The following is a 22,982-nucleotide window of genomic DNA, read 5'->3' on the forward strand; positions in this document are numbered from 1 at the left end:
GATGAGGACCACGAAGGGACTGTGGGTTGCGGCGGCGACGCTCGCCGCGGCGGCGGTCGCCGGCTGCGGCGACGACGGCGCGTCGGGGGCCGGGAGCGTGGCGTTCTCGACGTGGGGAGAGGACTACATCGAGCAGGAGATCCCGGCCGCCGATCTCGCGGACGGCTGGAGCATCCAGTACGAGAAGTTCCTGTTCGTCGTCCGGAACGTCACCGTCGCCGATCGCGAGGGGAACGTCGGAGCGCGCATGCAGGGCTCGATCCTGTTCGACCACACCAAGGCCGGCGCGAAGCCGGTGGTGACCTTCGACGACCTCGAGGCGAAGCCCTGGGAGGCCGTCTCCTACGAGATCGGCCCGGTGGACGCGGACACCGCGCTCGAGGGCGCGACGGAGGACGACAAGGCGCTCATGCTCGCGGCGGGGGCGTCCGTGCACATCGAGGCGATCGCGCGGAAGAGCGACGGCGGCGGCGAGGTCGAGAAGCGCCTCGACTGGACCTTCTCGCTCGCGACGCGCTACGCCGACTGCAAGGGCGACAAGGCCGGCAAGGAGACCGAGGGCGTCCTCGTCACGAACGGCGGCACCGACGACGTGGAGCTCACCATCCACGGCGACCACTTCTTCTACGACGACCTCCAGGCCGCGACCGCCGCGCGCCGGTTCGCGCCCATCGCCGCCGCGGACGCAGACGACGACGGGGCCGTCACCCTGGAGGAGCTCGCCGCGGTGCGCCTCGTCGCGATCGCGGAGGGCACCTACGGGACGGGCAGCGCCGGAAATATCAATGATCTCGGGGCGTTCGTCGCGGCGCTCTCGCGCACGATCGGGCACTACCGCGGCGAGGGCGAGTGCGTCTCCGTCGATCCGTGACGGGGCCGGCCGCGGGCTCGCCCGCGGCGATCACTCGATCCCGACCGTCGTCGTGACGTCCTGGAGCTCGCTCCCGTCGAACGCCGGCACGCGCGCGGAGCCGAGCAGCATCTGCACGCAGCTCCCGGCCGGGGTCATCGCGACCTGCGGCTCGCTCGAGATGCGCTGCACGGCGCCCGCGGGGTTGAAGAACACGCGCGCCGTCACCGCCTTCGGCCCCGCCTTGCCCTTGCAGTGGATCCGCGCGGCGGCGCCCTTCGCTTGCAGCGCCGCGTGGGCCGCGCCGCGATCGAACGGCCTCGCCGCGCTCGGCTGCGGCGCCGCCGTCGCCGTCGCCGCCGGCGCGGCGCCTCCGCGCGTGGGGCGCGGGGACCTCGGCGCGGGCGCCGGCGCCGGAGCGTCGCGAGGGCCAGGCGACGGCTGCCGCTCGCCCGCGCCGCTCGTGTCGTTCGCGTCGCCCGCCAGCGCCGGCGAGCGCGCCTCGCCGCCGCGGCCCGGGCTGACCACCGTCGGGCGCGCCGGCACCGGCAGGCGCTGCACCAGCCGAACGTCGCCCTGCGCGCGGCCGGCGTAAAAGGAGATCGCCGCCGTCGCGACGCCGCCGGCCAGGCTGCACGCGAGGAGCAGCGGCCCCCACCGCGCGGGCTTGCGAGGGGCCTCCGGCGGCGCGCTGCTCGCCAGGACGGGCGCGGGCGTCACCGGGGGGCGCGCGCTGACGGGCGACGGCGAGGCGCCCGCGCCGGCGGGCAACGACGAGGCGCCCGCAGCAGCGGGCGACGACGGCGCGCGCCGCGCGTCCGAGGCCATCTCGGTCGGTCCGGTCATCGACAGGCGCGAGGCAGCCCCCGCCGGGGTGAGCGCCGCCGCGGCGCTGAACGGCACCACCGAGATCGCGCCGCCGGCGGCGCGCACGCTGCGCGGGTCGAGCGGGTTGACGAAGAGCGCCGGGCCGAGCGCGTCGAACGCCTCCTGCGCCGTCTGGAAGCGCTGCGACGGCTCCCGCGCGACGCAGCGCGCGAACCAGGCGTCGAACGGGTGAACGATGCAGCCGGCGCGCCCGAGCGCGGTCGCGCGCACCGACGCCGGGTCGATCGGCTCGAAGAGGATCTCGCGGAGCAGCACCGGCATCGCGGTGCCCATCGGGTCGTTCGCTGCGCGCCAGTACATGCGCCCGGTGAGCAGCGCGAACGCGATCAGCCCGAGCGCCCACACGTCGGTCGCCGGCGAGATCTGCCCGCGCGGGTCGGACTGCTCGGGCGCCATCCAGAGGGGCGTGCCGAGCGACGCGGTCGCCATCGTGCTCGCCTCCGCGGCGATCTTCGCGATGCCGAAGTCGAGGACCTTGACCGACCAGCGCGCCGTCGCGCTCTGCGTCTTCGCGAGGAACACGTTCTGCGGCTTCATGTCCCGGTGGACCACGCCCGCGCGGTGGGCGGCGCCGAGCGCGTGGCAGAGCTGCCGGAAGATCTCGTGCACGTCCTGCGCCGAGAGCAGGCCGCTGCGCCTCATCCGCTGCGAGAGGTCCTCCCCCTCGAGCAGCTCCATCGCGAGCCAGGGCACGCCGCTGGCCGCGTCCACGCCGGCGCCGATCACCTGCACGACGTGATCGCTCTCCACCAGCGCGCCGACGCGCGCCTCCTGCTCGAAGCGCTCGCGCAGCCGGGCGTCCGCGCAGAGCTGCGGGTGCATGAGCTTGAGGGCCCGCAGCTTGCCAGTGCTCGCCTGCTCGGCGATGTACACGGCGCCCATGCCCCCGGCGCTGAGGGGCCGAACGATCCGGAACTCTCCGAAGAGCATCCCGACCGCCGGCTGGAACGGCGCGACCATGGCGGGCGATGCTAGCATGGTGGCCGTCGCGGGGGTGTCGGGGCTCACGGGCGCGGCGCGCGTGATTCGCCTCGCCGCCTCACCGCCTCGTCAGGCGTGCGCGCCGTCGGCGCTGCCCGCGCTGCGCGCGCGCGGCGGGAGCGACGCGACGAGGCGCTCGATCCCGATCCGGCCCGCGACGAGCGCGCCCGTCGCCGCGGCGCGGAGCGCGTCGCCCGCCGGCTGGGCCCTGCCGGCGAAATGCCGGACGCCGAAGCGCAGGAACGACGGCTCGCCGAGGAGGTAACGCTCGACGCGCTCCCGCGGCGCGCCGTAGAAGGCGCGCATCACCCGGCGCCGGAAGCGCAGGTCGAGGCCCAGCAGCGATCGGTCGACGCGCCGGCCCCAGTCGTGGAACCCGAGATCGCGGGCGTCGAGCTTCTCGGCGAGGTACTCGCCCGCGAGGGCCCCGTACGCGATCGCCTGGGCGATCCCCTCGCCCAGCATCGGATCGATGCCCGCGGCCTCGCCGACGAGCAGGGCGGCGGGCCGCGCGATCACGGCCCGCCGGTCGAGGCCTCGCTCGGCGAAGCGCTTTCGCCGGTAGCGGTCCGGGTCGAGGCCGAGCGCCTCGAGCCTGCTCCGGAGCACGCGCTCGGCGTCGGGCGCGGGGCGCGCCACGCCGAGCGCGCCCTCGTGCAGCACGTAGGCCCCCCGGCAGACGAGCTCGCGCCCGTCGACGAGCGTGGGGAAGTCCCACAGATAGCCGGCGAACGAGCGGTCCCGCATCTCGAAGTGCAGGAGGTCGCGCGCCCGGTCCCCCGCGACGGGCTCGGTGTCGACCTCGACGGCCTGCGCGCGCAGCCTGCCGAACGGCAGCCCCATCGCGCGGCGAACGACGCTGCCGACGCCGTCCGCGCCGACGACGACGCGGCCGTCGAACACCCCGGCCGAGCTCTCGACGCGGGCGCCGTCCTCGCTCAGCGCGGCGCCGGTCACCCGCGCCCCCTCCACGATCCGGACGCCCCGCGCCCGCGCGGCGAGCGCGAGCGCGCGATCGAACTCGGCGCGCCGGACGACGCGGCCGATGTTGCCCTCGCGGAGCGCGACCTCGCCGGCCTGGAAGGCCGCGCTGATGCCGTGCACCACGACCGAGGGCACGTCGATCGTCACCCCGATCGACGAGAGCGCCCTGTCCGCTCGCTCGCCGAGGCCGCCTGCGCAGGACTTGTCCCGCGGGTAGCGCTCCTTTTCGAGCACAACGATCCTGTCGGCGAGGCCCGGGCGATGGTGGGCGAGGAAGAGCGCCGTGCTCACGCCCGCCGGCCCGCCTCCGACGATCACGACTTCATGCGCCGCCATGCGGGGGCCGCTCTAGCACGGCGCCCCCGTCGGCGGGCTCACCGCCGCTCGTACAGCGGCACCAGCGTCCGGTAGGGGAAGAGGTACACGCTCTTCCCCGCGAGGTCCGGGTGGTTCGCGGCCAGCTCGCGGATCTCGTTCAGGACCGCATAACGCTCCTGCAGGGGGAGCGCCGAGATGTAGCTGATCGACGCGACGCGCTCGAGGAGCCCGTCGAGGTCGAGCTCCTGCGTATGGGTGAACTCGTGCTCTCCGAGCGGCGCGAAGAGGCGGGAGTCGGAGAACGTCCGGCGCCACGCGCCGAACCTGTGTACCGGAGCATCCCGGCCGTGGCGGTCGAGGATGCGGGAGATGCGGGCGACCCAGTCGACGCGCTCGTCGCGCAGGTTGAAGAGCAGGGAGAGGCGCCCTCTCGGCCGGAGCACGCGGTGGATCTCGGCGAGCGCGAGATCACCGTGAAACCAGTGGAACGACTGCGCGGCGACCGCGGCGTCGACCGACGTCTCGGGCAAGGGGATGGCCTCGGCGACCCCATCGAGCGGGATGGCGGACGGGACCATCTGGCCCAGCTTGCGGCGCATCCCCTCGACCGGCTCGAGCGCGAGCAGCCGCGCGCCCGTGGGCACCAGGAGGCGCGTGAGCTTGCCGGTGCCGGCCCCGAGATCGAGCACCGTGCTCGTCGCGTCGATGCGGAGCGTGTCGCGCAGGAGCTCGATCGCGCCGCGCGGGTAGTCCGGGCGCCCCTTCTCGTAAGCATCCGCTGCAGTCGCGTAGCCCTGTGCAGCGAGGCGATGGAGAGTCATGGCCGGCATCCGCTCCGCGTTAAGGAGGATCTCGCGCAGCGCCGGAGGGACCACCCACCCCGACGGCCCGTCGAGAGAGGCTACGCAACCGGGAGCCGCGTTGGAAGCGGGTTGTCGCTCAAAATCCGCATCACGTTCTCTCGAAGCACCTTGGCGATCACACGCTCGCTCAAGCCAGCTCGCAGCAGCGCATCCGTCAAGAGCGGAAGATGGGCCGCATCACGCAGCTCACGTGTGGGAATGATGAAACCGTCCCAATCGGATCCGAGCGCTGGCGTGTCCTCGCCCGCAACGTTGATGATGTGCACGAGGTGCTTGACGACGGGCGCGAGCCCGTTTCCGCCGAGATAGCGCGGACAGAAGATGATCCCGGCGCACCCGCCGCGATCGGCGAGCGCGCGGAGCTGCTCGTCATCGATGTTGCGCCAGTGATCGAACGCGCCGGCGATACCCGTGTGGCTGACCATGGGTGGGCGGCGAGCGAGCGCGCATGCATCGAGGAAGCCTGCCCGGTTGATGTGCGCGAGATCGACGATGACGCCGAGGTCCTCGGCGAGGCGCACGACCTCGCGGCCGAAGGCGGTGAGGCCTTCACCATCCCTGCGGCCGCTGCCGTAGGCGGGATAACACGCCTCGTTGGCGCTGAAGTGGCAGAGTCCGAGGTAGCGCACGCCGCGCCGCGCGAAGCGAGCGAGGGTGTCGAGGTCGCCCTCGAGCGCGTGCGCCCCCTCGACGCCGAGCAGCGCCGCGACGGCGCCGCGGGCCCTCGCCGCCTCGATGTCCTCGGCCGTGAGCGCCTTCACGAGGCGGCCGGGCCGCGCGCGGACGGCCTGCTCCAGGAGATCGATCTGCTCCTCGACGACGGCGGCGAGCCCGCGCCGCTGCCCGATGGGCAGCGAGACAAGCCCGAAGAACTGCGCGCCGACGCCGCCCTCGCGGAGCCGCGGGACGTCGACGTGCCCGCCGAGGGCAGCGAGCGGCAGCGGCGGCTCGTGCCGCTCCTGCAGATCGTAGCCGACCCAGCGCGCCCACATGAGGCTGTCGGCGTGGAGATCGATGGCGGGGTACTGCGCGTGCAGGGCGCGGGCTTCGGGTGTTCCGTGCATGGAGGGAAGGCTAGTCGACCCGAGGCGGCCGGTCGCGCGCCGGGCGACGAGGGCTCAGGGGCTCGCCAGCTTGAGCCCGAGGATGGACACGACGAGCAGCGCGAGGAAACCGAGCCTCGCGGCCGTGGCGGGCTCGCCGAACAGGAGGATGCCCGCGATCGCCGCCCCGAACGCGCCGATGCCGACCCAGACGGCGTACGCCGTGCCGATGGGCAAGGTCCGCGAGGCGATCTCGAGGAGCGCGATGCTCGTGATGATCGCGCCGACCGTGAGCGCCGTTGGCAACGGGCGCGTGAAGCCGTGTGTGTACTTGAGACCGATAGCCCAGCAGACCTCGAGCAGACCTGCCAGGAGCAACGCCAGCCAGGACATGACGACTCTCCTCGTGATGCGGCTGCGTCGTCTTATCCTGACCGGGTACGGCGCGTCTCGTCCGGGACGCTCTGTCTGAAGGAGCGCCGCGGGGAACCTAGCAGCGGCGACGGCCTGCGCAACAGGCAGGCCGGCGCCGCGCCGCGTCGCGAGGCCGCAACGTCGACGCCGCTCCCGCTCCGCTGGGCGGAGCGGCGCGGTATGCGTGGACCACGCCGCGTCCCCTCGATCGCGCGCTCCTGGAGCTCGCTACTCGATCTGCTCCTCGATTTCCCCCTCGTCCGGGAGCATCGACGAGCTGCCCGCCGCCTTGCGGATCAGCGCGGCGGCGAGCTCGTTGATGTACTCCTCGATCGCTGTGTATCCGGACGGCATCACCTTGGTGTGGTCGCTCGCGTTCGATGAGCTGAGGCCGTGCGCCCGCTCCCACGCGTCCGCCATGCCGTCGCGGTCGGCGTCCGCGGGGGCCGTCCCCGGGCTGAGCCCGTCCATCAGGTTGCTCACGTAGCGGGCGCCCCACGAGCCGTCGCGGCGCTCCATGTTCTTGAAGACGCCCTTCGTCACCACGTCGCGCGGCAGCGAGCCCGCCTGCGCGACGACGAGCCGAGCCGCGTCCTGCGCGCGCTGGGTCGTCACCGGGATGTACCCCGGGACATCCCGCGTGAAATTGAACTGCGTCGCCGAGCGGTACGACTCGGCCTTGTTGAGCTTGCTGAAGCTCGGGTGGAGGTACGGCTGCTTCCAGGGGTTCTCGACGGTGCCCGTGAACTTCCCGGGATCATCGATGTAGTTGTCGCCGAGGAAGTACTTGAGCCCCGCGCCGGCGCTGCCGTCGAAGTAGAACGGGATCAGCTGATCGCTCGGCCCCTTGATGTAGGTGTTGCCCACGATGTTGAACTTGCCGCTCGCCCGGTTGTGGTGCACGAACCCGTGCCTCACGTTGTAGGCCACGTTGTTGCGGATGTCGGCCGGGCCGTTCGCGACCGCGGGGCAACGTGCCTTGTGATGGGCGAACAGGTTGTGGTGGAGCGTGATCCGATGGCCATCAGGGCCGTTGATGAGACCATAATTATGCATCCCCTCTGGATGCCCCGTGGTCGCCGACGATTCGATGGTGGACCACTGGACCGTGACGTCATCTGCCTCATAGAGGTCCACGGTCTCGTCGACGCCCCAGGCGATCGACATGTGATCGAGCATCACCTTCGAGTTCCGCGAGATCTGCGTCGCGTCGAACTGCTCTCCGGCCGAGCCGTTGTGCACGGGCCGGACTCGCAAGAACCGTGCGATGATGTTGTTGACCGCGGTGGAGTACCTGGCGGTCAAGCGACCGCGGATGGTGATGCCGGCGCCGGGGGCCGTCTGGCCCGCGATCGTCACGTCGCCGTTCCGGATGACGACATCCCCTTCGATCACGCCGCTCACGTCGAAGACGATGATGCGAGGCCCGCTCGCGTCGAGGGCCGCCTGGAGGCTCCCCGACCCGCTCGTGCGCAGGTTGGTGACCTTGATGACGCGCCCGCCGCGCCCGCCGGTCGCGACGGCGCCAAAGCCCTCTGCCCCCGGAAACGACGGGAGCGCGCTGGCTGGCATCGATATCGCAGTGAACGCAGAAAACGCAGAAACCGCGGCGATCGCGCAGCCGAAGCGGCGGAGCCCCTGTGCGCCGATGGAAGAGCAAGTCGGAAGGAATGCCATGTGTCTCGTTCCCCTTTCGTACGTATCAGGCGCCGAACAAGGCCGGATCGAGCAAGGAAGCCCAGGGTGGGCGCGGCGCTGGGCGCGACGATGTGCCCTGATGAAGCAGGGCGACGCGGAGCAGCGACGCGATGGGCCCGCCCTCGGCTGCCTGGCGCAGGAGGTCTTGAGCGGCGCTCTTCACCGCAAGCCGTACTGTGATGACCCTACAGGACTCGATTCACCGCTGGCAATCATCAATTGCCAATCTGTGCGACAGGGCACATCAGAATCGCTCTTGAATTCCAACTCGCCAGATGAAGCGATGCTGGTTATCCTGCACGAGCAGCGCACGAGCGGGCTCATGGCATCCCGAGACGCGCTCGCCCGCCGGACGCGCCGAGAAGAGGAATCGTTCGACGCTCGCCCTCGGCGTCGCGGTCGAGCGGTCTCCCTTGGCGCGCTGACCGCCTCTCGATCCGGCTCTCTCGTTCCGGCTCCGGGTCGACTAAGCCAGACGCAGCTCTCGGATCCTGCGCTGAAGCGCCCGCTTGGAGACCATGAGGCGCTCCACCATCGCGTCGATGTGTCCACCGCACTCCGCGTAGCAGCGGGCGACCTCGTCCGGCGCAAGGTGGCTCGCCTGGCGGACCTGCGGGCAGCTCTCCACGAGCGCATACAGCGATGTCCGCGAGATCCCGAGCTGCTCGGCGGCGGCCTTGAAATCCCACCGGCTCCGGCGGAGCGCGTCGATCAGCTCCTCTTCCCGCACGTCGGAGGGCTTGCGCCAGCCGGCGCCCTTCCCCGAGCTCGCCCGCGCCGCCGTGGCGGTCTCCGGCCGCGCCGCTCTCGCCGCGGCCGCGCGATCGCCGTCGGCGTGGCCCCGCTGCGCCGGGGCTGCCCGCTGGAGCAGGTGCTCGAGCGCCGGCGCCCCCTCCAGGCGCGCCGCGCCCTGGCTCCCCACGACGAGCTGCCGCGCCACGTTCCGGAGCTGACGGATGTTCCCCGGCCAGTCGTACCGCGCGAGCCGGGCCACCACGGACGCCGGCAACCACGGGGCGCCGTCGGGCCGCGGCGCGTCGAGCCGATGCGCGTCGCCCGAGGCCGAAAGCTCCTCGCGCAGGAAGTGAAGGAGCAGGCGCCCGAGATCGTCTCGGCGATCGCGGAGCGGAGGGAGCGCGATCTCATAACCGGCCAGGCGGTGGAGCAGCGGAGCGCGAAAAGCCCCCTCGGCCACCTTGGCCTCCAGATCGGCGTCCGTGGCGGTGATCAGTCGAATGCGCGTCTTCTTCGGCTGCTGGGCGCCCACCGCCTGGATCTCGCCCGTCTCGAGGGCCCTGAGGAGCATCGCCTGCACGTCGGGCGGCGCCTCGCCGATCTCGTCGAGGAAGAGCGTCCCTCCCTCGGCCGAGCCGAAGTAACCGGGACGGTCGCGCAGGGCGCCGGTATACGATCCTCGCTCGGCGCCGAAGAGCTCCGCGGCCGCCAGCAACGGAGGGATCGCCGCCATGTTGACGGCCACGAAGGGCTGATCGCGCCGGCTGCCGGCCTGGTGGATCGCCCTCGCGACGAGCTCCTTTCCCGTGCCCGTCTCGCCGCGGAGGAGCACCGCAGTCCCGAGGTCGGCCACGCGGCGGATATGCCACCGCGTTTGCTCCAGAAGGTCGCTATCGCCAACCAGGCCGAGGCGCTCCCCCGGCTCGCGCGGGGACGGATCGACCATGTGGAGCAGCAGGACGACGCGACTGGCGAGCTCGATGACGACCCCCCGCGTCACCTCGCCGAGCGAGAAATCGCGGCTCCCCTCCAGCGGGGCGCCATCCACCGCGACGTGGGAGCCGCGCTCCGCCGCGTCCAGCCGGATCCCGTCGTCGGGCAGCGCGATGATGCGCAGGGGTTTGCGGCTCAGGTGGGTATCCCCGAGCGGCGCATCGCCGATCGCACCCGGTGGACCGAAGTACGGCTCCATGCGTGACAGCGCGACCGCATCGCGGAGCGCGAGGTCTGCGAGGACGGCGCGCTCACCGATGCGCTCGAGACGAGGATGGTAGAGGACGGACAGGGACGGAGCGAGGCGTGTGCATGCCCGCCGTGAGGGGCTCGTGTCGGGGTGCAGCGTCGTCGCGTTCGCGATCGTGGTGAGCCCTGTTCGCTCGGTCACCATGGGGTGGGAGGATACGCGCCCACCGAAAAGACTTGCAAGCTCAGCGGCGCCGGCGTTCGGTTCCTCCATGCGCGACGCGCACATTCGAGCACACCGAGCCGCTTTGGCGCCGTCGTCGCCTGGGCGCGGACACCGTAACGCCAGTTGACACGATGTGCGCTCGCGCGTACTAATTTTCATTTGTGAAGGGCCAAACGGTCGGCGGGAGATACGCGCTGCTGCGTGAGATCGGCCGCGGCGGCATGGGCATCGTCTGGGAGGCCTTCGATCAGCTGCTCCGCCGGCCGGTGGCGCTGAAGCGGATGATGCCCGAGAACGTCGTCTCATTCGACGCGAGGCGCAGCTTCGAGCAGGAGGCGACGACCGTCGCCCGTCTCCGTAACGAGCACATCGTCCAAGTGCACGACTACGGAATCGATGAGGGTTCTCCCTATCTCGTCATGGAGCTGCTCGAGGGTGAAGACCTCGAGAGCCGGCTCCGCCGCACGCGCCAGCTCCCGGCGGCGGCCGTGCTGTCATTGCTCCGGCAGCTCAGCTCGGGCCTCGATGCGGCGAGCGCGGCAGGCATCGTTCACTGTGATCTCAAGCCCGCGAACATCTTCCTCGCCCGGGGTGCGTCCGGCGAGTCCGTGAAGATCCTCGATTTCGGGGTGGGGTGGCGGCTGTTCGACGCGCGCGACTGGAGCGGCACGCGCATCGGAACCCCCGCGTACATGAGCCCGGAGCAGGTCCGCGGCGCCGTTCCCCACCCCCTGGCCGATCTCTGGTCGCTCGGCGTCATCGCCTACCGCGCGCTCACAGGCCGCTTTCCGTTCTCGACAGAAGACCTGGCAGGGCTCATCATCAGCATCTGCGCCGATCCGTTCCCGCCGCCGTCGTCGCTCGACGCCGCCTTGCTCCCCGGGTTCGATCGATTCTTCGAGCGCGCGCTGGCAAAGGACCGGACCCGGAGATTCCAGTCGTCCCGCGAGCTCATCACGGCGTTCGCCGCGGTGTGCGACGCGGGGAGCAAGCCCGCCAAGATCCTCATCGTCGACGACGAGCCCGACATGCAGCTCCTGCTGAAGATGCATTTTCGGCAGAACAAGAAGAGCTCCGCCTACGAGCTCATCTTCGCCGACAACGGCCAGAGCGCCCTCGAGGAGCTCCGGCGACACCCGGACATCGATGTCGTCGTCGCCGACATCAACATGCCGGTCATGGACGGGATCACCCTGCTCGAGCGCATCCCCGAGGTGAACCCGCTCGCGAGGACGGTGATCGTGTCCGCGTACGGCGACATGACCAACATCCGTCGCGCCATGAACCGGGGGGCGTTCGACTTCCTCTTCAAGCCGCTCGATTTCGCCGACCTCGAGACCACGCTGGAGAAGTCCCTCCGCTCCGCGGAGCAGCAGCGACAGAAAGCCCAGGCGAACGAGGAGAACGATATCCTGCGGAAGTTCACGAACGCGGCCCTGGTGGAGCGGCTCCGGGCGCTCGGGTCCGCGGGCGCAGCCGCGAGCGAGGCGCTGGAGGCGACCGTCGCGTTCGTCGATGTCTTCCGGTTCACCCGTGTGGCGCAGGAGAGGCCGCCCGCCGAGGCCACGCGGCTGCTCAACGCCAACTTCGAGGTGATCGTCCCTGAGCTCCTGGCGCATGGAGGCATCGTGGACAAATTCGTGGGCGACGCCGTCATGGCGGTGTTCCACGGGCCGGAGCACCTCGACCGGGCGCTCTCGGCGTGCGTCGCCGTGCGCGAGCAGCTCGAGACGGTCGCTCGGCGTACGGGGAACGACTCGCCTTACGCTCACGGGGTCTGCGCGGGCGTCTCGACCGGCAGCGTCCTTGCGGCGGAGGTCGGCTCGCACGCGTGCGCGCGGCTCGGCTACACGGTGCTCGGGCAGGCCGTGAACGCCGCCTCCCACCTCGCGCGCGCAGCGCTGTCCGGGGAGATCCTCGTCGACGAGGCGGTCTGCCGGGCCGCCCGGCAGGAGTTCAAGTTCGAGAGCGCCGGCGCGCGGAGCATCTGGCCCAGGGGCGAATCGACGACCGTCTACAGGGTGGCGGGGCGCGACGTGACGCGGCCGCTGCTCGAGGGGGAGCAGACGGTCCAGATCTCCCTGGAGACCAGGCCGGCGCTGGCGCCGCGCTGACATCGTGTCGGCCGGCAGGTCGCCGCACGGCGCCGGCATGTCCGCCTGCACGGCAGCGGCACGGCGCCGCGACCTCGGCCGGCACGCCCGCCGACACGTCGGCCGACACGTCGGCCGACAGTCTGCCGCACGCGCTCGACGGAACGCCCGCGGCCGCCGTCCCATCCCGGCCTGGAAACGCCCGCATCTCCGCACGTCGGCCGGGCGGCCGACATGCGCGCACGGCTGGTACGCGCCGTGCAATTCCCGTTCGCAGACGGTTCGGTTCCATCCCGAATGTCCTTCTTGACTGGATCGAGCGGCTCGGAGCAGGCGGCTCTTTCCAGCGAGCGACGGCCCTGGAGAGCTCACAGAACACGCGATTCACCGGACCGCGCGCCTGCTGCGACGCGCGAAGCGCCCTTCCACTAGAGCACGCGAGGAAACAACGATGATGCCCACAGAGACAACGAAATATCCGCCCGGCGTCCTGTCATTGCTCTATCACCTGAGGTACACGGGCCTCAGCGTGAACACAGACAAGAACAAAGTGCTGAAGGACTTTCGCCTGAGCGCTACCGAGAAGAAGGTGTTCAACGAGTGCGGCGACATGGGGCACCCCGACGACGACTGCGTCGCGAACGTCCTCTATCTCACGAAGGATGAGGTCAACGGGAGGCTCTTCAAGAACACGAGCGACGAGGCGCCTGCCCCGTCGGCGAGCGGCGCGGCACGCACGCCGGGTCTCCTGTCCTTCCTCTATCATCTGGTGCACACCGCGGAGGTCTACAATCGCTTCCACCCCGACGATGAAGCGCACAAGAGCGAATCCAGGAGCTCGCTGATGAGCGAGTTCAAGCTGAGCGAGCGGCAGAAGAAGAAGCTCGACAGCCACATCGCAAGAGGCCCGTCCGACGAGGGTTCGCTCGAGGCCCTGCTGGATCTCGCCGTTCCCGAGCTCAATGGAGACGCCTGGTACAAGGCCTGGTGAGCGGGTAGCTTCGGGCGCTGCTCGAAGGCCGACCGCGGCGGTCGTGGTCATCACGCGGGCACGGCCCGGCAGGACGAGAGGTCGCTGGATGATCGTTCGGTCGATGGAGAAGACGCTGGAGCTCGTCGAGCCTCATGTCCCCCCGACGCTCGTGTCACCGCGAGATTGGCGCGCCTTCGGCCGCTGCGCCCCGGCCCTGCTGGACGCCGCCTCGGTCCTGACCCTCGAATGTCATCTGGGGGCGGCCGCTGCGCGGGTCGACCTTCTTGCCTGTATTCTGGCGGAAGGGAGAGAGGTCCTCGCGTCCCGGCTCCCGCGCTCGCGCCGCGAAGGTCCGGTCGCCCCCGGCGGCCCTCCGCCGGCGGAAGGCGCCGATCCGCTCCGGGGCCCTCCAGGGCGTCTCCTCGCCGCGTGGACCACGCCCGGCACCCTCCTGTTCGAGCAGGTGCCCCTGCTCTGGTTCGAGTTCGATCAGCCGGCCGCGCGTCGTGGTCCGGTCGAGCCGTCCGTGCTCCTCTGCCTGGATCCGAGGCCCCTCACGAACCTGGAGGCCCCGGACGCAGAGCGCGACTTCAGCCCGAGCGGCCGGCTCCGGCTCGTCGAGGCGGCCCTCTCCGTGCTCCTCGACGGGCCCGTCCCGGCGGCGACCCGGGCCGCGCTGCTCCGCTGCTTCACCCTGTTGCCGGACGGCGGCCACGCCGTTCATCTGTCCGTCATGAGCGCCAGGCAGCCTGCGACGCTCAAGCTCAACGTCTCGCTGCCGCGCGACCGGCTCATCGGCTACCTGCTCGCGGTGGGCTGGCCGGGCAAACCCGGTGAGGTGGAGGAGCTGCTGGAAGCGCTGCGCGTCGGTGACGAGCGCGTCACGATCGACGTCACCCTCGGAGACGACATCGCTCCTCGGCTCGGGATCGAGCTCTTCGATCTCGCGACCCGGAAGCTGGACCCGGGCCGGAGCGCGACGCTCGAGCGCCTCTCGTCGCTCGGCCTCTGCACGCCCTCGCAGCGCGAGGCGCTCACCGCGTGGCCCGGGTCCTCGCGCGAGCGCTGCCGGGAGGGCGAATGGCCGTCCCGCGTGCGCCGCTGGATCGACCTGAAGATCGTCCTCGGCCCGGATCGAGCTCTGTCGGCCAAAGCCTACCTTGGTGTCTTACGCTGCTTCTCCCTCGCTTGAGAACCGACACACACGCTGTACTCTGGAGCGTCGCACCATGAAACGCCCTTCGTCCTCCATCTACAGATCGGCCTCGATGATCCTGGCAGGCGCGGCACACCTGTCGTGCACCGCGACAGCCCACCTGCCGAGGCCCTCTCCCCTGCCCTCCCCTCCCGAGGACACGGGCGTGTCCTCACCGGTTGACGACGAGACATGCCGGACGGAGCTGTGGAGCAAGTTCCCGAGCTTCACCGACAAGCTGTGCTCGGCCCTCCCCCGAGACATCGACCCCGAGCTGCAAAAAAGAACCATAGAGAGGGGGAAATACGCAGAAGGAAACCGTCTCTACGACATCCTGGCATGGCAGTCCTTCATCGCGATGGCATGGCCGGTGACCAGGGACGGCCGCGCGCGGCCTCGCCTCGCGGACGACGGCGCCCATGGGTGGGATACCTGGAAGACCAGTTACGACATCTTCAAGCCGGGCGGCGCCCCGCCCGACGCCTGGAACCCTGCCGAGCAGCAGGCCAAGCGGGGCGCTCCGGACGCGAGCTTGAAGGACGACAGACAGGCCGATTCGTTCATCCTCTGGGACCAGAACGGCAACAAGGTGTATTACGAGGTGCTGTACAGCGAGCGTTTGTTCAAGTACCTCAACGACAACGCGCTGTACAGCATCGATGGGCAGATCGCCTACAGCGCGGAATACTGCGCCACCCCCGAGGAAGACTGCACCAACCCCGACGCGCCCTGGGGCAACCCGCGGAACGAGGATCAGACGCCCTCGATCGCGCTCAAGCTCGCGTGGAAGCTGCTGGACGAGAGCGAGAGTCACCTCGAGGGGCGCTTCATCCTCCGGAAGGCGTACGTCCGCGCGGGCGCAGCCCCGTCGCTGCGGACGTTCGGCCTCGTGGGCGCGAACGTCATGATCAAGACGCTCTCGGCCAAGAAGCAATGGGTCTGGGCTGCGTTCGAGCACATCGACAACGTCGATGTCAACCCGCTCGAGACGCACAATGGCAAGCCGCTCAGGCCCTCGTTCAACAATCCGGATTGCCCGCTGTGCCCCGTCAATGAGCCGCCGGATGAGCGCGTCTGGCCGCCCTCGAAGGGGCCGTGGGTCAGCCGCACGCAGGTGCACCGGCAGCAGCCGATCCGGGAGGACACAGCCGCCCTGAACAGCGAGGTCCAGGCGCAGCTCAAGAAGAACGGCTCTGCCCTGCAGTTCTACGAGCTCGTCGGCACGCAGTGGCCGACGGACGGCGTGGGCGAGCCGTCGCCGCCGGACAGGCTCCCCGATGCCGTCGCGAACGAGTCCGGCGGCCGGCCGTACCGACCTTACCTCGTGAACACGGTCCTGGAGACATACATGCAGAAAGGCAACACGGTCGCTGCCGAGGTGAACCGCGCTCTGCGCCCCGAGACGACCCGGATGTTCCACACGTCGAGCTGCATGGGCTGCCACTCCGGCGCGCAGATCGCCAGGGGAAGGTCGCAGGACAAGATCGCGTGGGGAGAGCGCGGCAGCGGTGATTTCTTGTGGAGCTATGCGACGAAGGCCAGACCGAAGGCCGCCCCGGCGGGCGACAGGCAGGCCTCTGGAATGACGAGCGCGGCCGCGGCCGACGCTCAGCCGAAGCAGCGGAAGTAGCTGCACGCGAAGGGCGAGCTCATGCAGATCCTCCAGGGCTACGATGTGACCGCGACCGTCGTCGAAGAGGCGCGGACTGCCACCTATCGAGCCATCCGATCCGCCGACGGGCAGCCAGCGCTGCTCAAGGCGCTCCACGTCGCTTACCCGACCCTGCTCGACATCACGCGCATCAAGCACGAGCACCAGCTCGCCCAGATGCTCGACAGCCCGTACATCCTGAAGGTGCAGCGGCTGGAGAAGCACCAGGGCGTGCCGGTGCTCGTCCTCGAGGAGTTCGCGGGTGAGCCGCTGCACGCCGCCATCCCTGCCGAAGGGCTGGACATCGAGCCGCTCCTCCGCGTCGCGATCCAGCTCTGCCGGGCGCTCGAGGCCTTGAATGAACGGGAGATCACCCACAAGAACATCCATCCGGGAAGCATCCTGTTCGACCGGGAGACCGGCCGCGCCAAGCTCACGGATTTCAGCATCGCTTCGCGGCTGCCTCGCGAGAGCCAGACGATCGAGAGCGTCGCCCGGATCGAGGGGCCCCTGGCCTACATGTCACCCGAGCAGACCGGCCGGATGAACCGGGCCCTCGACCATCGCACCGATTTCTACTCTCTCGGGGCGACGCTGTACCAGATGCTCACCGGCCGGCCGCCGTTCCTGGCCACCGATCTGCTCGAGCTCGTGCACTGTCACATCGCCCGGCGGCCGACGCCGCCGGAGGAGGTGCGGCCGGGGGTGCCTGCCCCGCTGTCGAGCGTCGTCATGCGCCTCTTGGCCAAGGCGGCCGAGGACCGTTACCAGAGCGCGCGCGGGCTGCGCATCGACCTCGAGACCTGCCTCGCCGAGTGGAGCTCCGCCGGCGAGATAGCGCCGTTTCCGACAGGCAGGCAGGATCGCTCGGAGAGGCTGCAGTTCCCGCAGAAGCTCTACGGGCGCGACGCGGAGGTCGCCGCCCTCACGGGCGCCTTCGAGCGCGTCGCCCGAGGCGCCACCGAGATCGTGCTCGTCCATGGCTATTCCGGCGTCGGTAAATCGACGCTGGTCAACGAGCTCCACAGGCTCGTCGTCGGCCAGACCGGCAGCTTCCTCTCCGGCAAGTTCGATCAGTTCAACCGGGGTCTACCTTACAGCTCCCTCATCGAGGCGTTCCGGCAGAGCATCCGCCAGCTGCTCGCCGAGGACGAGGCGCGGCTCTCTGTCTGGAGGACGCGGCTCGGACGCGCGCTGGGCCCCAACGGCCAGATCATCGTCGATGTGATCCCGGAGCTCGAGCTCGTCCTCGGCCAGCAGCCGGCCGTGCCCCAGCTCGGCCCAGCGGAGTCTCAGAACCGGTTTCGTCAGGTCTTCCAGAGCTTCATTCAGGCCTTCGCCCAGAGGGAGCACCTCCTCGTGCTCTTCCTCGACGACCTGCAGTGGGCCGACGCTGCGTCCCTGGATCTGCTCCGGTACCTGAGCGAGAACCCGGCCAGCGGCTACCTGCTGCTGATCGGCGCGTACCGGGACAACGAGGTCACGGACGGCCACCCGCTGGGCCGCGCGTTCGAGCGCCTCCAGGTGGAGGCGACGAGGGTCACCCGCCTCGCGCTGGCGCCGCTCTCCCAGGACGATCTCACGGGGTGGCTCGTCGACGTCCTCTCGTGCACGGCGGAGCGCGCGGGGCCGCTCGCGTCGCTCCTGGCCAGCAAGACCCACGGCAATCCGTTCTTCGTCATGGAGTTCTTGAAGACGCTCCATCAAGAGCGGCTGCTCGTGTTCGACCCGGCGCTCTCGGACGAGCGCGGCGTGGGCGCGTGGCGCTGGGACATGGATCAGCTCATGTCCGTCGGGGTCACGGACAACGTGGTCGACCTCCTGGTCGGCCAGCTGCAGAGGCTCCCGCTCGCGGCGCAGAGCGCGGTGAAGCTGGCGGCCTGCGTCGGGAGCCGCTTCGACTCGAACATCCTGTCCATCGTGTTCGAGCGCTCTCCGCGGGAGACGGCCGACGCCCTGTGGGAGGCCGTGCAAGCGGGCCTCATCCTGCCCACGGATCAGTCGTACAAGCTGCTCCTCGGCGCCGAGCCGGGAGATCCCTTCGATGCGTCGCTGGAGGAGCTCGCCGTCCCGTACGAGTTCCTTCACGACCGCGTGCAGCAGGCAGCCTATTCGCTCATCCCCGACCAGGACCGGAAGAAGACCCACCTCGACATCGGCCGCCTCCTCCGGCAGCGCCTCCCGGCCGAGCGCGTCGCGGAGCGGCTCTTCGAGGTGGTCAATCACCTGAACGCCGGCGCCGAGGTGGTGCGCGACACGACGGAGCGCCAGGAGATCGCGCAGCTCGATCTCACCGCCGGTCGCAAGGCAAAGGCGTCCGCTGCCTACGAACCGGCGTTGCGCTACCTCGCCGCCGGCACCGAGCTCGTCGGGGCGGAGGGGTGGAGCCGCTGTCATGAGCTGACGTTCGCGCTGCACCTCGAGAGGGCCGAGTGCGACTACCTCATGACCCGCTTCGCGGACGCCGATGAGAGGTTCGCGCTCCTGCTCCGCAACGCCCGCGCCGACGACGAGCGGGTCGCCGTGCACACCGCCCGTGTGACGCAGCTCCTGCACCTGTGCCAGTACGAGCAGGCCGTGGAGACCGGCTTGCTCGCGCTGCAGCTGCTCGGCATACGGCTGTCGTCCAAGCCGCACATCGGTGACGTGCTGCTCGAGCTCGCCCAGGTTCGATGGAAGCTGCGGGGCAGGCAGATCAGCGAGCTCAGCGAGCTGCCGGACCGCATGACGCCGGAGATCCGGGCGGCGATGGGTCTGCTCATCACCCTCTGGTTCCCTGCCTACCTGCTGCAGCGCGAGCAGCTCATCGGGCTCATCATCCTCAAGCTCGTGCAGCTGTCGCTCACCTACGGCAACACCGAGGCCTCCTCGTTCGCGTTCGCCTGCTTCGGCATGTTCAACAGCTCGGTGCTCCGCGATCCCAAGACGGGCGCGGCGTACGGCAAGCTCGCCCTGGTCCTGGCGCGCAAGTTCAATGATCCATCGGTGACGTGCAGGACGCTCTTCGTCATCGCGAGCTTCCTGGAGGTGTTCTCGTCCCACCTGCGCGAGGCGCTCGATCTGCTCGCGGAGGCGATCCAGTGCGCCGTCGACTCCGGCAACCTGGTGCAGGCGTCGTACTGCATGTGCCTGAACATCTACTGGGCCTCTCTGGTCGACACCCCGATCGCCGAGGTGGCCGCGCAGGCGCGCCGGTATCTCGAGTTCGGACGGCGGACCGACGCCCAGAAGGTGATCCAGTGCATGCAGATCACCCTGCGCTGGACGCGAGAGCTGCAGGACGCCGACCCCTCCGCGCTGCGCTCGAAGGAGCACTCGCTCGAGCCGGACGCGTACGTCACCGAGGACATGCAGCGCGCGCAGCACCTGCTGCTGGCGCTCCAGATCGGCTACCTGTTCGAGCGATATGACGAGGTGCTGGAGATCGCGTCGCGGCTCGAGGCCTACAAGGACATGCTGGATCCGAGCTCGGCGTTCGTTCCGCACCACGCGTTTTACCGGGCGCTCGCGGCGCTCTCGCTGGTTCCGGACGCGGACGGCGCGGACAGGCGCCGCCTGCGCGGCACGATCGACAAGGCAAAGCGGATCTTGCACAAGTGGGCCGAGCACAGCGCGGTGAACGCCCGCCACAAGCTTGCGCTGGTGCTGGCCGAGGAGGCGCGCGTGGAGGGCCGATCCAGGCAGGCGGCGAGGCTCTACGACGACGCGATCTCCGCGGCGCGGAAGAGCGAGTACCTCCACGAGGTGGCTTTGGCGTGCGAGCGCGCGGCGCTGTTCCATCTGAGCAGGGGCAAGCCGCAGCTGGCCGGCACGTACCTCCAGGAGGCGCGCGGCTGCTATCTCACCTGGGGCGCGCACACCAAGGTCCGCGCGCTCGACGAGCAGTATCCCGTGCTCCTCATGCGCTCGTCTCCGGCGCAGGTGAAGCACCAGAGCGGCACCGCCGTGTCGGTGTCGCCGACGCCCCAGGACCTCGACTTGACCACGGTCGTCAAGGCGTCCCAGGTGCTCTCCAGCGAGATCATGCTCGGTCGGCTCCTGGACAGGATCATGCAGATCATGCTCGAGAACGCGGGCGCGGAGAAGGGCGTCCTCCTCATCAAGGAAGCCGGCCAGCTCGTCATCGAGGCCAAGGGGACGGTCGCGTCCGGCGAGGTCACCGTGCTGCAGTCGATACCGATGGATCAGAGCCCGGATCTCCCGCACGCGCTGGTGAACTACGTCGCCAGGACGCGGGAGAGCGTCGTGCTGCGCGACGCGGCGCGGGATGAGCGGCTGGTCAGCGACCCCTACGTCGTGCGCTGTCAGCCGAGGTCGGTGCTCTGTGCCCCGCTCGTTCATCAGGGACAGCTCGTCGGTGTGCTGTATCTCGAGAACAACCTCATCACCGACACCTTCACCTCGGATCGGCTGAAGGTGCTCCGTCTGCTCTCGTCGCAGGTCGCGATCTCGATCGAGAACGCGCGGCTCTACAACGATCTCGAGCGGAAGGTCGACGAGCGGACCGAGGAGCTCAAGCGCAAGAACATCGCGCTGGCGTCGACGCTCGAGCACCTCCAGCAGACCCAGCAGCAGCTGATCCAGGCGGAGAAGATGGCGTCGCTCGGCAACCTCACCGCGGGGGTCGCTCACGAGCTCAAGAACCCGCTCAACTTCGTCAACAACTTCGCTGAGCTGTCCGTTCGATTCTCGGATGAGCTCGTCAGCCTCTCGACCGAGCTCCACCTCGACGGCCCGCGCACCGGCGAGGTCATGGCGAAGATCAGGGAGGTGCTCCCGATGCTGAGGATCAACACGAGCAAGATCGCGGAGCACGGCAAGCGCGCGAACGCCATCGTGAACAACATGCTGCTGCACTCCCGTGTCCTGTCGGGCGCCCGAGAGCCGGTGAACTTGAACGCGCTCGTCGAGAAGTCGGTCGAGCTCGCGATGGTCGGCAAGCTCGCCGCGATGCCCGCCCTGGACGTGGTGGTCGAGAAGGAGTTCGACGCTTCGCTCCCGCCGGTCGAGGTGATGGATCAGGAGCTCGCACGCGTGATCATCAACCTGGTCAACAACGCGCTCTACTCGGTGGGTGAGCGGGTGCGCGCGGAGAGGGGCGCCGCGGCGGAGCCACCTCGCATCCGGGTGTCGACGCGCCGGGTCGGGTCGATCGCCGAGATCCGGATCTGGGACAACGGCACCGGGGTGCCGGAGCTCATCCGTGAGAGGATCTTCGACCCCTTCTTCACGACCAAGCCCAACGGGCAGGGCACCGGGCTAGGGCTCTCCATCTGCTATGAGATCGTGCGTCACGGCCATGGAGGCACGATCCGGCTCGGGAACACCGAGAAGGGGCGCCACGCGGAGTTCATCGTAGAGCTGCCGGTGCGCAGCCCCGCGTCCCGCCCGTCCGCGGCAGCGCCGGTGGATGACGTCGCGGTCGATCCGCTGAGCAGACACCGGAGCTGACCAGGGCTGGCGCCGCCGGCGACGCGATCGCGGCGAGGCGGGGCGAGCTCGGCCGGCGCAGCGCTGGCCGGCGCGCTCGGCCGGCCCCCCGCCCCGCTACGGCGCCGGCGCGGGGCGCCCCTCGACCGCCGCGAGGTAGTCGCGCACGGACTGCTTCATCCCGACCTCGAGCGCGTGCGCCACGAGGTGGTGACCGATCGACACCTCTTGAATCTGCGGCGCCTCGCGGACGAGCGGCGCGAGGTTCTCCACCGTGAGGTCGTGCCCCGCGTTGATCCCGACCCCGGCCGCAACGGCGGCCCTCACGGTCGCGACGATCTTGTCGAGCTCCGCGCGGTGATCGCCGCGATCGAACGCCTGGGCGTAAGGGCCCGTGTAGATCTCGATGCGATCGGCCCCAATCTCCGCGACCACGGGCACCACCGCCGGGTCGGCCTCGACGAAGAGGCTTGTCCGGATCCCCTCCTCCTTGAGCCGCTTCACCACGGGCTGGAGGACGAAGCGCCATTTCGCGACGTCCCAGCCGCGGTGCGAGGTGAGCTCGCCCGGCGTGACCGGGACGAGCGTGCACTGCGTCGGCCTGAGCTCGAGCGTGAGGTCCAGGAACTCCTCGCGGAGATCACCCTCGAAGTTCGTCTCCACCGTGGTGATGTGGCGAGTCACCGCCCGCGCGTCGTCCGGCGTGATGTGCCGCCGGTCCGCCCTCGGATGGATGGTGATGCCGTGGGCTCCGTAGTCCACGATCTTCCGGGCGAAGGAGAGGACATTCGGGGCATCGTGTCCCCGCGAGTTCCGCAGGAGCGCGATCTTGTTCACGTTGACGCTGAGCTTCATGGGACATCCTCTCGCCGGCCCGTGCGCGGCGCTCGCGACGCCGCTATACACGATCGACGCCGCGAGGCGAACACGCCGCGCGCCGGCGCGCGGCCGGGAGCGCGCCGCTGAGGGAGCGTCGTCGGCGCCCCCGGGCCGGCCCTCCGGCCGAGGCGGCGCTCCCCGCGCGGCGCGGCCGTTCGGCGCCTACACGCGCCGCGCGGCCCGCGAGCCCCGCACCGCGACGTCGGTCGCGAGGAGCGACACGACGAGGATGCCGACGGCGACGAGCGCGTTGTTCCACACCGTCGCCATCAGCAGCGCCGGTATCGTCCAGGCGCTGACGAAGAGCCACACCGCCAGGATCGCGGTGGCGTAACGCGCCCTGGGCGCCCAGAGCGCGATCAGGGCGAAGACGACGCACAGCGCGCCCACCACCCAGGTGTTGGTGAACTCGTCCCGGCCGTGGCGCCAGAGGAACGCGGAGATCAACAGCCAGATCCCGAGCGCGATGTTGATGCCACGCAAAGCCGCCATCCGATGCTCCATTGGCTCCCTCCCTCGCGGATCGCCGTGCCGGCGCCTCCGCCGCGCGACGCCCCGGCGCCCTCGCTCTGCCCGCTC

At 70.2% G+C, this 22,982-nt stretch carries 15 protein-coding genes and 1 riboswitch; of the genes, 6 read left to right on the top strand and 9 right to left on the bottom strand.

From position 1 onward, the window contains the following. Window position 1 precedes the first annotated feature (1 nt). A complete protein-coding gene (locus WMF44_RS31480; RefSeq protein ID WP_437293743.1) occupies window positions 2-871 on the top strand; it encodes a hypothetical protein in 870 nt (289 codons plus the stop codon). A gap of 30 nt (window positions 872-901) precedes the next feature. On the opposite strand, the gene WMF44_RS31485 is transcribed toward WMF44_RS31480, so the two are convergent. The 7 genes from WMF44_RS31485 to WMF44_RS31515 form a co-directional block, all read right to left on the bottom strand. Next, window positions 902-2,698, bottom strand: coding sequence for a serine/threonine protein kinase (locus WMF44_RS31485; RefSeq protein WP_437293744.1), 1,797 nt, complete (start codon window positions 2,696-2,698; stop codon window positions 902-904). A gap of 90 nt (window positions 2,699-2,788) precedes the next feature. After that, window positions 2,789-4,039 carry an NAD(P)/FAD-dependent oxidoreductase gene (locus WMF44_RS31490; protein ID WP_437293745.1) on the bottom strand — a complete coding sequence of 417 codons (1,251 nt, stop codon included), beginning with the start codon at window positions 4,037-4,039 and terminating at the stop codon, window positions 2,789-2,791. Window positions 4,040-4,077: 38 nt separating this feature from the next. Further along, window positions 4,078-4,842, bottom strand: coding sequence for a class I SAM-dependent methyltransferase (locus WMF44_RS31495; protein WP_437293746.1), 765 nt, complete (start codon window positions 4,840-4,842; stop codon window positions 4,078-4,080). Between the two features lie 80 nt (window positions 4,843-4,922). Further along, a complete protein-coding gene (locus WMF44_RS31500; RefSeq protein WP_437293747.1) occupies window positions 4,923-5,948 on the bottom strand; it encodes a dipeptidase in 1,026 nt (341 codons plus the stop codon). 54 nt (window positions 5,949-6,002) lie between these two features. Next, the gene (sugE, locus tag WMF44_RS31505; protein WP_012238459.1) at window positions 6,003-6,320 is read right to left on the bottom strand and encodes a quaternary ammonium compound efflux SMR transporter SugE; all 318 of its coding nucleotides are present in this window, start codon (window positions 6,318-6,320) and stop codon (window positions 6,003-6,005) included. A gap of 21 nt (window positions 6,321-6,341) precedes the next feature. Then, window positions 6,342-6,410, bottom strand: a riboswitch (guanidine-III (ykkC-III) riboswitch). 159 nt (window positions 6,411-6,569) lie between these two features. Next, entirely contained in the window at window positions 6,570-8,018 is a 1,449-nt protein-coding gene (locus tag WMF44_RS31510) for a pectate lyase family protein (protein ID WP_437293748.1), read from the bottom strand. A gap of 487 nt (window positions 8,019-8,505) precedes the next feature. Then, complete coding sequence (locus tag WMF44_RS31515; RefSeq protein ID WP_437293749.1) at window positions 8,506-10,161, bottom strand: sigma 54-interacting transcriptional regulator; 1,656 nt, start codon at window positions 10,159-10,161, stop codon at window positions 8,506-8,508. A 182-nt stretch (window positions 10,162-10,343) separates the two neighbouring features. Between WMF44_RS31515 and WMF44_RS31520 the strand changes: the two genes are divergently transcribed. The 5 genes from WMF44_RS31520 (at window position 10,344) to WMF44_RS31540 (ending at window position 21,545) form a co-directional block, all read left to right on the top strand. Beyond that, window positions 10,344-12,296 (top strand): protein kinase domain-containing protein, encoded by a 1,953-nt coding sequence (locus WMF44_RS31520; RefSeq protein ID WP_437293750.1) that lies wholly within the window; start codon window positions 10,344-10,346, stop codon window positions 12,294-12,296. A 430-nt stretch (window positions 12,297-12,726) separates the two neighbouring features. After that, window positions 12,727-13,266 (top strand): hypothetical protein, encoded by a 540-nt coding sequence (locus WMF44_RS31525; RefSeq protein ID WP_437293751.1) that lies wholly within the window; start codon window positions 12,727-12,729, stop codon window positions 13,264-13,266. 88 nt (window positions 13,267-13,354) lie between these two features. Next, window positions 13,355-14,440 (top strand): hypothetical protein, encoded by a 1,086-nt coding sequence (locus tag WMF44_RS31530; RefSeq protein WP_437293752.1) that lies wholly within the window; start codon window positions 13,355-13,357, stop codon window positions 14,438-14,440. 169 nt (window positions 14,441-14,609) lie between these two features. After that, window positions 14,610-16,073: a hypothetical protein gene (locus tag WMF44_RS31535; RefSeq protein ID WP_437293753.1), complete on the top strand. Its 1,464-nt coding sequence runs from the start codon at window positions 14,610-14,612 to the stop codon at window positions 16,071-16,073. A 21-nt stretch (window positions 16,074-16,094) separates the two neighbouring features. Further along, a complete protein-coding gene (locus WMF44_RS31540) occupies window positions 16,095-21,545 on the top strand; it encodes an AAA family ATPase (RefSeq protein ID WP_437293754.1) in 5,451 nt (1,816 codons plus the stop codon). Window positions 21,546-21,641: 96 nt separating this feature from the next. Here the strand turns inward: WMF44_RS31540 and WMF44_RS31545 are convergent, their stop codons facing one another. Together WMF44_RS31545 and WMF44_RS31550 are read right to left on the bottom strand one after the other, a co-directional pair. Next, window positions 21,642-22,379: a pyridoxine 5'-phosphate synthase gene (locus WMF44_RS31545; RefSeq protein WP_437293755.1), complete on the bottom strand. Its 738-nt coding sequence runs from the start codon at window positions 22,377-22,379 to the stop codon at window positions 21,642-21,644. 186 nt (window positions 22,380-22,565) lie between these two features. After that, complete coding sequence (locus WMF44_RS31550; RefSeq protein ID WP_437293756.1) at window positions 22,566-22,895, bottom strand: SPW repeat domain-containing protein; 330 nt, start codon at window positions 22,893-22,895, stop codon at window positions 22,566-22,568. Between the last annotated feature and the right edge of the window lie 87 nt (window positions 22,896-22,982).

This window comes from Sorangium sp. So ce426 (assembly GCF_051475585.1).
In the GTDB taxonomy this organism is placed as follows: Bacteria; Myxococcota_A; Polyangia; order Polyangiales; family Polyangiaceae; genus Sorangium; species Sorangium cellulosum_B.